Consider the following 12,810-nt stretch of genomic DNA (forward strand, 5'->3'; position numbering starts at 1 on the left):
AAATCATACTCTTTTATTTTTATAATTTACTCAAACTAATCCCCTCCCTTTGGGAGGGTTAGGATGGGCTTTTAAGGTATCCACGTTTTAGGAAAATTTGGCTTACGTTTTTCTAAAAACGCATCACGTCCTTCTTTCGCTTCATCTGTCATATATGCTAAACGAGTTACCTCACCTGCAAATACTTGCTGACCAACCATTCCATCATCCGTTAAGTTCATTGCAAACTTCAACATTTTTATTGAAGTTGGTGATTTTGCTAAGATTTCCTGTGCCCAATCAAAAGCTGTTTGCTCTAATTCATCATGAGGAATTACGGCATTTACCATTCCCATTTCATACGCTTCTTGTGCCGAGTAATTTCTTCCTAAGAAAAAGATTTCACGAGCTTTTTTTTGCCCCACCATTTTCGCTAAATATGCTGAACCATACCCTGCGTCAAACGACGTAACATCGGCATCAGTTTGCTTAAAAATAGCATGTTCTTTACTCGCCAAGGTTAAGTCACAAGTTACATGCAAACTGTGTCCACCTCCTACTGCCCAACCTGGAACCACGCATATTACTGCTTTTGGCATAAAGCGAATTAAACGTTGTACTTCTAAAATATTTAATCGGTGATACCCGTCTTCTCCCACATATCCTTGGTGTCCACGTGCATTTTGATCTCCTCCAGAGCAAAAACTCCAAACTCCATCTTTAGTAGATGGGCCTTCTGCTGATAATAATACAACTCCAATATTGGTATCTTCGTGTGCGTCATGAAACGCATCCAATAATTCTGAAGTAGTTTTTGGTCGAAACGCATTACGTACATTTGGTCTGTTAAATGCTATTCTCGCAACGTTGTGTGACTTTTTATAGGTAATATCTTCGTACTCTTTGGCAACTTTCCAGTCTGGTTGTATCATAATTTTAAAATATTGTCGTTATTTAGTTGTACAAAAATAACATAATAACTTTATTTTTCTTTTCTATATTTGAACGATATAATTTACCCCGAATATGAAACAAGTATATTTATTATTTGCCTTATTAATTAGCACTAGTCTTTTTTCTCAAGAAGTTATTACTCAGAAAGTCAATTCAAAAGAATTAGGAAAAGATAGAAACATAAAAGTCTACCTTCCTAAAGGATATGATTTAGATGAAACCACTAATTATCCGCTAGCTATTGTTTTAGGTGATGAGTACCTTTTCGATTTATATGTAGGTAATGCCAAGCTTTATGCTAATGTTGATAAGGCGCCAAGGCAAATTGTTGTGGGAATTGATATGAAAAACACTTACGGAAAAGATATTTCTATCATCCCTTCCAATAATTCCTTAACCACTTCAGGGGTGCATTTTTTTAATTTTATTAAACATGAATTGATTCCTTTTATGGAAGGAAACTTTAGGACTTCTCCTTTTATGACAATTGTAGGTGAAGGGAAAGCTGCTAATTTCATCACTCATTATTTAAAAGACGAAAAGCCTGTTTTTAACTCATACATCTGTATTACTCCTGATTTTCCACAGTTTGCTCCTGCAATAATGGAGTCGTACTCTCTTAACAGACTAGGTGCCATCGATAACACTTACTTTTTGTATACTAGTAATAATAAAAAATACATCGACACTAATCAATACAATCGATTTAGTGATATTAGAACGTTGTTGACGTCCTATGAAGCTAAGAACTTTAATGTTGTTTTTGATGAGTTTGATTCTTCTCCAAGCTATTTAGCTATGATTGGAGAAACTATTCCTAGAGCTTTTACACAAATGTTTAGCTTATATTCTAAAATTACTAAGGAAGAATACGAAGCAAATGTTAAAGATTTAGCTCCTTTAGATGCAATTAAGTATGTGGAGAAAAAATATTTAGACATTCAGTATCTATACGGTTCTAACTTAAATGTTCGTTTGGAGGACATTTTTGTTATTGAAGATATTGTAATTGACAGACAAGATGGTGATTATTTACGAGTTTTAGGTGATTTTGTGATGATTAAATACCCTGATTCTCACATGGGTGACTTTTACATAGGTAAATACCATGAGCTTGGAAAAGACTACGAAAAAGCAGACTTTTACTACAAAGCTGCGTATGGTAAAATGGATCCTTCGGACCCTAATGCCAATGCTTTTTATGAAAATATTAAACGAGTCAACGATTTAATGGGTAGTAAAAAGAAAGAAAAAATTAATACAGATGAAGAACTTATAGACGAAGAAGGACAAGAATAGGTTATTTTAACACTATTCTGTCTTCTTGTAATGCTATTTTTTTACTCTTATACAAACTGCCAATAGCTCTCTTGAATGCTTTTTTACTCATTTGTAAGTGAAATTTGATTGATTCAGGAGAGCTTTTATCTGTCAACAACAAAAAGCCTTTTTCTTCTAGTTTTTTTAGGATAATATCGACGTCTGAATCAATTACGTTTTTAAAACCTTGCGGACGTAGTGAAACATCTATTTTTTCGTCTTCACGCATCTTTTTAATATACCCTACTGTTCGCATTCCTTCCTCTACATCACTAAAAACTTCATTGTTATACAACAGGCCTTCATACGCTTCATTAATTAATACTGAATACCCTAAAGCGGTTTGAACACCAATTACTAAATCGACCTTGTCACCTTCTTTTAATTCCATCTTATACGTTTTTAAAATAGTTCTTTAAAACTACATCATTTATTTCTTTTGGAGTAAAAACCTCCATTATTTTTGGTTGATTCGACTCAGCATAAAACGAAGTCAAACTACTTTGTAAGTTCTTTAAATCTTTTATTTGAACATATTCAAACCCGTACGTTTTTGACAAATATTCTGCTGTTAAATCGTGAGGTGTTTCAAAGTACCTTGCCGCATTTGTTGTTAATGGTCCTGGGATATATCTAAATATCCCCCCGCCTGCATTGTTTAAAATAATAATTCTAAAATTTTTCGGAATATTGGTATTCCACAATGCATTGCTATCGTAAAAGAAACTTAAATCTCCTGTTATAAATACTGTTTGATTTTTTGAAGCATGGGCTGCTCCTACTGCTGTACTCGTACTTCCATCAATTCCGCTTGTTCCTCGATTACAAAATACTCTTAGCGTAGGGTTTACATCAAACAATTGCGAGTATCGAATAATTGAACTATTGCTAATTTGTACTTGTGAAGCATTAGGAATGCTTTCTAAAATAATTTCAAAAGATTTTAAATCTGAATATTCACAATTTTTCAAATACTCCTTATGCTTTACTGCTCTGAGTTCTTTTTCTTCTAACCATCTAGGTTGGTAATCACTTTCAACACTTGTCTTCTCCTTAGAAAGACTTGTTAACAAGGTTACAGGTTTTACTTGTAAAAACTCTGACAAACAGTGATACGTATCCATTGCCTTTAACTCATCAACATGCCAATGATGTTTGGGCTGTAATTTTCGTAAAAACTGTTTAATTCTTTTAGAAATCACCATTCCTCCTAAGGTAACTAATACTTCAGGTTGTAACTCTTTATATTCTTCTTCAGTTAACTTAGAAATTAATTTATCTATGCTATTGATAAATTTAGGGTGGTATATGTTTGAAGTCGTTTCTGTTAATACCAAAACAGAAGTATCTTCTGCATATACATTCAATATTTTTTGAAGTTCAGTATCTGGAAAATGACTTCCTACCAAAATCATTTTTTTAGTTGTAGAATTCCAAATAGGGAGCAACTTATCTAAATCAACAAACTGTTTCTTTTTACTTGCAATAACACTTGAAAAGTCAAAAAATGTCAGTTCTTCTACTGTTTCATATAAAGGCTCATCAAACGGAACGTTGATATGAACTGGCCCTTTTTGAGTGATTGAAGTCTGTAATGCTTCAATTAATAAACTGATATTATTTTTTAACTGACTTTCTTCTTCTATCAAATTAGCCGAAAACAAAATGTGATTTTCAAACACATTCTCTTGACGAATGGTTTGTCCGTCACCAATATCTATTAAATGTTTAGGTCTGTCTGCTGAAATTACAACTAGTGGAATGTTGCTATAAAAAGCTTCTGCTATCGCAGGATAATAATTCAATAAAGCCGAACCAGAAGAACATACAATAGCTACAGGTTGTTGTTTTTGTTGTGCTATTCCCATTGCAAAAAAGGCTGCACAACGCTCGTCTACCACGCTTAATGCATTAATTGCTGGATGATTTGAAAATCCAACAGTAAGTGGAGCATTACGAGAGCCTGGAGAAATCACGACGGTATCAATATTAAATTGATTACAGGCTGAAACTACTAATTGTGCGAGTTCTTTTTTTGGGTACATATCTTTTAAAAAATGAGATTCCCGCTTTCGCGGGAATGACAAAATACTAAAGCCAACTTCGTTGGTTAGTTTCCTTTTTTATAATCTGCTAAGAATTTAGCTAAACCAATATCAGTTAAAGGGTGTTTTAATAATCCTTCAATAGCACTTAAAGGTCCAGTCATAACATCAGCACCAATCTTAGCACAATCAATAATATGCATTGTGTGACGTACAGATGCTGCTAAAATCTCAGTTTCAAATGCATAATTATCAAATATCTGACGGATTTCAGCAATTAGGTTTAAACCGTCTGTAGAAATATCATCCAAACGACCAATAAACGGAGATACATACGTTGCTCCTGCTTTTGCAGCCAACAATGCTTGTCCTGCTGAGAACACTAAAGTCACATTCGTTTTAATTCCTTTATCAGAAAAATATTTACATGCCTTTATACCGTCTTTAATCATAGGTAATTTCACTACGATTTGAGGATTTAAAGCAGCTAAGGCTTCTCCTTCTTTCACCATTCCGTCAAAATCAGTAGAGATTACCTCAGCAGAAACATCTCCTTCTACGATTTCACAAATTGCTTTGTAGTGATTGATAATATTACCTTGTCCTGTTATTCCTTCTTTAGCCATTAACGATGGGTTTGTTGTTACCCCATCTAAAATACCTAAAGCTTGTGCTTCTCTAATTTGGTCTAAGTTAGCAGTATCTATAAAAAATTTCATTTGTATATTTATTATGTAGTTGTGTTCTTATTCTTGATTTCCGAGAGAGTTCAACTCTCTACAAAACAACGCATAAAACAATATTTTATGCCTAATTTCATTTCATTACAAATCGTTTGCGAATTTACAATTTATAATGATTCATTAGTAGTTTTTCATAAACTTTATCAGGCAGTATTCTTTTTAACACAATTGAAAATTTCTCCATAAATCCACCTATTTTATAATGTATTTTAGGGTTCTTGCTTTCAATAATTTTATAGATTGCTTCTGCCATTAGTATTGGGTCTGCTCCAGAATTGACATGAGCATCCATCAATGCTAAATTTTCAGCATATTTTTCTTTGTAAGCCGAGTTTTCAAAAACAGGGGTATGGTATCTTCCAGCTGCAATATTTGTAGCAAAATCTCCTGGAGCCACATTTACTACTTTAATCCCAAATTTTTTTACTTCCATACTCAACGCTTCTGTTACCAGCTCTAACGCTCCTTTACTGGCCGAGTAAATCCCTCTAAAAGGCAATCCCATATACCCAGCAATTGAAGTTGTATTGATAATTGTTCCCGACTGCTGTTCTCTCATATAAGGCAGCACTTCTTTAACCACGTCAATTACTCCAAAAAAGTTTGTATTAAAATTTTCTTTCATTTCTTCTGTTGGAGTATCTTCAATAGGACCTGTAATTCCTTTTCCTGCATTATTTATCAACACATCAATCTTTCCTTCAGCAGCGATTACTTCTTCTACAGCTTTCTTAATAGACTCTTGATTGGTTACATCTAATGCTACCATTTGAAATGGAGTCGTTACTTTTTGTGGATTCCTACTTGTTCCGTAGACTTTAAACCCGCTATCATGTAAATAGGTAGCTATTGATTTTCCTATTCCTGAAGAAGCTCCTGTAATGAAAACTGTTTTTGACATTGTTCTTATTTTAAGCAAATATCTTAAAGTTAGCTTCAATAAAAAAACTTTAAAACTTATCTTAGCGTTTTATCTCTCAAGAACAAATACTATGCATAAAAAAACATTTTCTTTATCTGTTTTTATAACATCTTTAGCAATTTTAATTGCTGGATGCTCTTCTTTAACTGCTCAAAAAAGTTCCTCGTTATTTTCAAAAAGCGAAACGTTTACACGCCAAGATTCTTTGCGTGGTTCTATTACTCCTGAAAGATCGTGGTGGGATTTAACTTATTACCATCTTAATATAACCGTTAATCCTGACAAAAAGTTTATTAAGGGAAAAAACACCGTACAATATACGGTCTTAAAACCTCATCAGGTTTTACAAATAGATTTACAGCCTCCTTTAAAAATAACCAAGGTTATTCAAAACAATAAAGAGCTACATGTTATTTCTGAAGGCAACGCACACTTTATTCAACTACAATCTCCTCAAAAGAAAGGTGCAATAAATGCTGTTGATGTATATTATGAAGGAAAACCTAAAGAGGCCATCAGAGCTCCTTGGGACGGTGGTTTTTCATGGAAGAAAGACAGTAATGGCAATCATTTTATTGCCACTTCTTGCCAAGGATTAGGAGCCAGTGTTTGGTGGCCTAATAAAGATCATATGTATGACGAAGTAGATAGTATGGCTATTAGTGTTCGCGTACCTAAAAACTTAATGGATGTTTCTAATGGACGTTTGCGTAATATCGAACAACACCATGACGATACAACTACTTACCATTGGTTCGTAGACAATCCTATAAACAACTACGGAGTAAATGTTAATATTGGAGATTACGTACATTTTTCTGAAAAATATGAGGGTGAAGACGGGCTGTTGGATATGAACTATTACGTGTTGCGTGACAATCTTAAAAAAGCCAAAAAGCAATTTAAAGATGCTCCTAAAATGATGAAAGCTTTTGAGCATTGGTTTGGTAAATACCCTTTTTATGAAGACGGATTTAAACTGGTGGAAGTTCCCTATTTAGGAATGGAGCATCAAAGCTCTGTTACGTATGGAAATCAATACCAAAATGGGTACTTGGGTAGAGATTTATCTGGAACTGGTTGGGGATTGAAATTTGACTTTATTATTATTCACGAAGCAGGTCACGAATGGTTTGCTAACAATATTACGAATGTAGATATTGCCGATATGTGGATTCACGAAAGCTTTACAGCCTATTCTGAAAACTTATTTTTAGATTATTACTATGGTAAAAAAGCTGCTGCCGAATATGTTATTGGAACACGAAGTTCTATTCAAAATGACAAACCAATTATTGGTCATTACGATGTAAACAACGAAGGTTCTGGAGATATGTATTACAAAGGAGCAAATATGCTTCATACAATTCGCCAATTAATAAACGATGATGAAAAATGGCGACAAATTTTACGTGGTTTGAATGCTGATTTTTACCACAAAACGGTAAGCACTCAAGAGGTTGAAAAGTATTTAATTGAAAAGTCTGAAATTGATTTAAGTAAAATATTCGACCAATATTTACGTACAATAAAAATTCCAGAGTTGGAGTATACACTAAAAAACAACACCTTAAAATACCGTTGGAATAATGTTGTTAAAGGATTCAATATGCCTATCAAAGTAACTATTGATGGAAAAGAGGAGTTTCTGAATCCTACTGAGAATTGGCAAACAAAAACTATTGAAGGGAATGTTATTGAAGTTGACAAGAATTATTACGTTAACTCTAAATCCGTTTAAAATAGCTGTATCCTTAATTAAACGATTCTTAAAAAGTTGTACACTTACCTCCAAAAACTGTTCTTAATTGACGGATTAGGAGCAGTTCTATCTGCTTTTTTATTGAGTGTTGTACTAGTAAACGTTCAAAATATTATTGGCATCCAGTTTCTTATCTTTACTTACTAGCTGTTTTGCCCATAATTTTTACTGCTACATAAAAACACATCGTAAACTAAAGTCTTTTTTTACAAGGGATTGCGATAGCAAACCTGTTCTATACTTCCTTCCCTATTGGAGTAGCATTCTATCACTCGAAAACCCTCACTCGCTTGGGCTGGACTTATATATTAGTTGAAACTTTAACCATCATCACTCTGTCAATTTTTGAACTTAAGGTAGCGAAACAGCTTACTCAGAATTAAATAAAAAACTCGAACCTTACAAGGTTCGAGTTTTTTTTATGATTATAGAGTGTTTTTTAATAATCTAATCTTTTTAAGTAGTCCAGTTTTTCTTGCCAAAGGTCTAACTGGTCTTTAAACTCTTGAATTCCTTTACGTACATTTTGTACCAAAGGGTTATCTTCTGTAGCATTAGAAATAAAGCTTAAATTATTTTCTAACTGCTGCATTTCTCGCACAGTTTCATCTATTTTCTTTCTGATAAAGAACTGCTCGCTATCTAACTTCCTGAAATCTTCTTGTGCTAAATACGTATCAATAACCCCCTTAAATTTCATCATTTCAATATCAATTCTGCTCATATCTAATTTATCGAGATGTGCATCCATTGCTTTATTGAATTTTTCATCTAAGTAGCGTGCATTTCTTGGCAATGCCCCTAACGCTCTCCAATCTGCTAAGGCTTTTGCTACATCTTCTTCGGTTGAGATTTCGGCAGTTTTAATTTGCTCTACAAATTCTTTCTTAGCCTCTACTACTACTAATTGTTCTTTATTTTCCTCGTTCTTGCGAGTGTGCAACCTGTCGAAATAGTGGTTACAAGCGTTTTTGAATCGTTTCCATATATCGTCAGAAAATTTTCTAGGCACGTGCCCTATTTTCTTCCAATCTGCTTGAATACGCTTCATGGTATTGGTCGTTTCGCTCCAATCGTCACTATCTTTTAAGCTCTCAGCAAGCTCTACCAATTCCATTTTTTTTCTTAAATTCTCATTTTGTGCGCTTTTTTCATGCTTGTAAAAAGCATTTTTTGCGGAGTTAAATTTTTTAGTAGCCGCTTTAAACTCTTGCCAAACAGCTTCACTTTTACTGTATGGTAATTTCCCTATATCAAAGTATTTTTTTCGCAATTTTTCTATCGCAACAATACTCTTTTGCCAATCGTTGTGCGTTTTATTGTTCGAGGTATCATAAGCCTTAATTTCTGCTGCCACTGCCAATTTAGCATCAATCATTTCTTGATGTTTAGACTTCAACTCTCGATAATGCTGATGACGTCTATCATGAATTTTTTTAGTTGCTTCACTAAACCTACCCCAAACATCTTCTCTATGCTCTCTTGATACAGGTCCTACATCTTCTTTCCACATACGATGTAATTCTTGCAGTTCTTTAAAAGCCACATTAACATCTTCTACCTCACTCAAAGCCTCTGCTCTTTCAATTAATCGTAATTTTTCTTCTAAATTATGTTTAAAGTCTAACTCTCTAAAGTCTTTATTTAAGTGTAATAAATCGTAAAAACGTTCTACATGATGGTGGTAAGTTCTCCAAGTATCATTGTACTTTGTTTTAGGCACAGCTCCAACATTTTTCCAACGATTTTGAATTTCTTGAAAATCATTATACATCGTTTTAGGGTCAGCATCTTTGATTAAAGATTTTAATTCTTCAATTAAATTGTTTCTTCTGTCTAAGTTTTCTTTTAATTGTTTTTCTAACTGAGAATAATACGCATCACGTTTGCTTTTATATTCGCCTAATAACTTATTGTACTCTGTTTTTACTGGGCTAGAAAACTGAAAATCTATAGAATTTCCTCCTTCTGCTAGAAAAGCTTCTTTTTTCTTAGCCAATAAAGCTCCAAACTTTGAATTAAATGCTATTTTAATCGCATCTACGTTAGATTTTAATTGTTGAATTGGATGGCTTTTTAGTAATTTTTTTAATTCATCTACCAATTTTTCTAACTCCATCGAAGCATAATCAAGCATAGGAATTTCGTGCTTTTCATCTGCTTTTTCAGATTCATTGGCTACTTCATTTTCAACTTCATTAACTGCATTTTCAGTTTCCCTACTAACCTTCGATTGCTCTTCTGTAATTGGCTTTTCTACTTTCTCTTCGTTATTTTCTAACATATCTACAATGTTTAAGTTCCTTTGATTTAGATTATAAAGATAAGGATTCTTAGAGAATAGCAAATTTTATTTTAGTTTTTAAAATTTCAGCTATTGTTCCATATTTTCCAAGCTTTTTCGGCTTGAAGCTCTAACATTTCTAATCCGTTTTTTATGGTTGCTCCTCGTTCCTTGCCCTTTCCTAAAAAAGTGGTCTCCGACGGATTGTATATTAAGTCGTATAATAGGTGGTTATCTGACAAAAATTCGTATGGAATATTGGGACAATTCTCTACATTCGGATGTGTACCTAACGGTGTACAATTTACAATTACAGAATGAGATTCAATAAGTTCTTTGGTAACATCTTGATATGAGATTTGCTTTTTTCCATCAGGGGTTCTAGATACATATTTATATTTCACTCCTAAACTTTCAAGTACATAGGCTACTGCTTTTGATGCTCCTCCCGTTCCCAATATCAAGGCTCTTTTATGGGATTTCTTTAGCAAAGGTTTTAACGACTTCTTAAATCCATACACATCTGTATTATATCCTTTTAACCTTCCTTTTTTAGTTATTTTAATAGTATTAACGGCTCCTACTTTTAGGGCTTTCTTATCTATTCTATCTAAAAAATTAAAAACATCGAGTTTGTAGGGAATGGTTACATTCATTCCTCTTAAGCGCTTTTTGTTTTCTTTTATTTTTTGAGGTAGTTCATGTATTGATTGAATATCAAAATTGACATACTCATGATTTTTCAATTCTAATTTTTCAAATTTTTCGGTAAAGTATCCACGAGAAAATGAGTACGAAATGTTCTTTCCTACCAAAGCATATAACTGCTTATTTTCTTTTTTGGTCATAAAAATCAATTATTAATATTAAAGCGATTCCAATAATAATAAATCCAATTGATATCCATGTTTCTTGATTATTAAAATTGGGAATAAACCTCTGGTAATTTTCTATAATTTTGTTTCCACTTTGATCTAGCAAAAACACTCCTTCTTCTTTTTTATAAATGGTTTCTTTCCATGGCCAAACAACTCCTAATGACCCTGTAATAAACCCGATGATAATTGCTGTTACAATTTGATGCCATCTTTTTAAAACATATCCTAAAACATGGGAAATAGACACAAGTCCAAAAGCTGAACCTGCTGTAAAAACTCCTATAATTTTTAAGTAACGAACTTTTGCTTGGTTATTCAGTACTTCAAAATTTCCCGATAAGAGATTTGTAATTACGTTGCCTAAAACATTTACACTATCTACCAATAACAGCACATAATTCCCTAATAAAATGAGAATGAATGAACCCGAAAGCCCTGGTAATGTCATCCCAGAAACCCCTATAATACCACATAAAAACACAAACCAAAGGTTATCATTTTCTGTAGCAGGTGTCATAAAACTAATAGAAATCCCCACCGAAGCTCCAATAACTAACCCTAAAACCGTCTTAAGTTTCCAATCTCCAAAATCTTTCGATATATAGTAAATAGAGCCTATAATCATTCCAAAAAACCATGACCATACATATAATTGGTAGTTTCTCAAGAAGTAATCTAAAATAAGAGATACACTAAAATAGCTAAACATACTACCTGCCATTACCCATACTAAAAACTGTAAATTGGTATAGCTTCCAAAGCTTTTAAATCGGCCGTTAAACAACAACTTAAATGCTTTGCCATTTATTCTTTGAAAAGTATAAATAAGTTCTTCATAGAACCCCATTACAAAAGCTACCATACCCCCTGAAACTCCTGGTACTTTATTAGCTCCCCCCATTATCAAGCCTTTTAAAAAAAGGGTTATTTTTTGTGATAGCGTGCGCTCTTTATACATGCGGTTTGATTAGAACGCTAAGTTAGTTATTTTCTAGTGCTTTTTTACCGCTAATTTTTCTAGCAATAAAATAAGTGCAAAACCAAGTAAAGCCAGGATCATTGCATACATTAACTGCGGATTTCCGTCGTAAGAAAAAGGAGAAATAGACAGCTCATTAAAAGGGACTTGCTCACCATGTGAATTCGTTCTGTAAGTCAATACTTTTTTCCAAGGCCAAATTTTATTTAACGAACCTATTATAAATCCTGTCAACACAACTAAGGTATAGTTTTTATAATTTAAAAATAGGTATTTTAAAACTCTTGAAAATAGTAACAGCCCTACAATTGCCCCTAAACCAACAAATGTTATGGTTGTAAAATCACGGTTGTTTACGGCTGCTAAAACGGGTTTATAAGCCCCTAATAACACCAATATAAAAGATCCTGAAATACCCGGTAAAATCATAGCACAAATAGCTATGGCACCAGCTAAAAACATAAACGACATTGAAGAGTGTTCTGCAACTAACGGGTTAAGTGTTGTGATATAATAAGCCAATATAGCTCCTAAAATTAACAGCACTCCTGAAACGAGATTCCATTGAGTAACTTGTTTTGCTATATAAATAACGCTTGCTAATACCAGCCCAAAGAAAAAAGACCATACTAAAATTGGGTGGTGTACCAATAACCAAGAAATCATTTTTGCCAATGAAACAATGCTAATAAAAATTCCAACAAAAAGAGCTGCTAAGAAATTACCATTTACCTGTTTCCATGCTGATTTAAAACCTTCATTTTTAAAAGTTTTAAGTAACTTTAAATTAATATTGCTAATAGAACCTAATAGCTCTTCATAAATTCCTGAAATAAAAGCAATAGTACCTCCTGAAACACCTGGAACTACATCGGCGGCTCCCATAGCCATACCTTTTAACATGATTACAAAGTAATCCTTAGTTGTTCTATTCATAAAATAGT

11 protein-coding genes are annotated in these 12,810 nt (G+C 33.2%); 2 read left to right on the top strand and 9 right to left on the bottom strand.

The window, feature by feature from the left end:
- Nucleotides 1-71: 71 nt before the first annotated feature.
- Entirely contained in the window at nt 72-911 is an 840-nt protein-coding gene (locus ACN0WY_RS15020; RefSeq protein ID WP_125068180.1) for a 1,4-dihydroxy-2-naphthoyl-CoA synthase, read from the bottom strand.
- A gap of 94 nt (nt 912-1,005) precedes the next feature.
- Here ACN0WY_RS15020 and ACN0WY_RS15025 point away from each other — a divergent pair, with 94 nt between their 5' ends.
- Nucleotides 1,006-2,232: an alpha/beta hydrolase-fold protein gene (locus ACN0WY_RS15025; protein WP_330489537.1), complete on the top strand. Its 1,227-nt coding sequence runs from the start codon at nt 1,006-1,008 to the stop codon at nt 2,230-2,232.
- A 1-nt stretch (nt 2,233) separates the two neighbouring features.
- Here the strand turns inward: ACN0WY_RS15025 and ACN0WY_RS15030 are convergent, their stop codons facing one another.
- The 4 genes from ACN0WY_RS15030 to ACN0WY_RS15045 form a co-directional block, all read right to left on the bottom strand.
- Nucleotides 2,234-2,644, bottom strand: a complete 411-nt coding sequence (locus ACN0WY_RS15030) for a DNA-binding protein (protein ID WP_330489536.1) — start codon at nt 2,642-2,644, stop codon at nt 2,234-2,236.
- A 1-nt stretch (nt 2,645) separates the two neighbouring features.
- Nucleotides 2,646-4,298, bottom strand: a complete 1,653-nt coding sequence (menD, locus tag ACN0WY_RS15035) for a 2-succinyl-5-enolpyruvyl-6-hydroxy-3-cyclohexene-1-carboxylic-acid synthase (RefSeq protein ID WP_417800889.1) — start codon at nt 4,296-4,298, stop codon at nt 2,646-2,648.
- A 65-nt stretch (nt 4,299-4,363) separates the two neighbouring features.
- Entirely contained in the window at nt 4,364-5,017 is a 654-nt protein-coding gene (gene fsa, locus ACN0WY_RS15040) for a fructose-6-phosphate aldolase (protein ID WP_330489534.1), read from the bottom strand.
- Nucleotides 5,018-5,141: 124 nt separating this feature from the next.
- Nucleotides 5,142-5,942, bottom strand: coding sequence for an SDR family oxidoreductase (locus tag ACN0WY_RS15045; protein ID WP_330489533.1), 801 nt, complete (start codon nt 5,940-5,942; stop codon nt 5,142-5,144).
- A gap of 91 nt (nt 5,943-6,033) precedes the next feature.
- Here ACN0WY_RS15045 and ACN0WY_RS15050 point away from each other — a divergent pair, with 91 nt between their 5' ends.
- Nucleotides 6,034-7,704 (top strand): M1 family metallopeptidase, encoded by a 1,671-nt coding sequence (locus ACN0WY_RS15050; RefSeq protein WP_417800890.1) that lies wholly within the window; start codon nt 6,034-6,036, stop codon nt 7,702-7,704.
- A 460-nt stretch (nt 7,705-8,164) separates the two neighbouring features.
- Here ACN0WY_RS15050 and ACN0WY_RS15055 read toward each other — a convergent pair whose 3' ends face one another.
- The 4 genes from ACN0WY_RS15055 to ACN0WY_RS15070 all read right to left on the bottom strand — a co-directional run bounded on the left by ACN0WY_RS15055 (nt 8,165) and on the right by ACN0WY_RS15070 (nt 12,802).
- Nucleotides 8,165-10,009 carry a DUF349 domain-containing protein gene (locus ACN0WY_RS15055; protein WP_330489531.1) on the bottom strand — a complete coding sequence of 615 codons (1,845 nt, stop codon included), beginning with the start codon at nt 10,007-10,009 and terminating at the stop codon, nt 8,165-8,167.
- Between the two features lie 86 nt (nt 10,010-10,095).
- Nucleotides 10,096-10,857 (bottom strand): shikimate dehydrogenase family protein, encoded by a 762-nt coding sequence (locus tag ACN0WY_RS15060; protein WP_417800891.1) that lies wholly within the window; start codon nt 10,855-10,857, stop codon nt 10,096-10,098.
- Nucleotides 10,838-11,845, bottom strand: a complete 1,008-nt coding sequence (locus ACN0WY_RS15065) for a DUF368 domain-containing protein (RefSeq protein WP_330489529.1) — start codon at nt 11,843-11,845, stop codon at nt 10,838-10,840. The genes ACN0WY_RS15060 and ACN0WY_RS15065 overlap by 20 nt, the downstream gene beginning before the upstream one ends.
- A 33-nt stretch (nt 11,846-11,878) precedes the next feature.
- On the bottom strand, nt 11,879-12,802 hold the full coding sequence (locus ACN0WY_RS15070) for a DUF368 domain-containing protein (RefSeq protein ID WP_330489528.1): 924 nt from the start codon (nt 12,800-12,802) through the stop codon (nt 11,879-11,881).
- Between the last annotated feature and the right edge of the window lie 8 nt (nt 12,803-12,810).

This window comes from Tenacibaculum sp., from assembly GCF_048269885.1.
Taxonomy (GTDB): Bacteria; Bacteroidota; Bacteroidia; order Flavobacteriales; family Flavobacteriaceae; genus Polaribacter.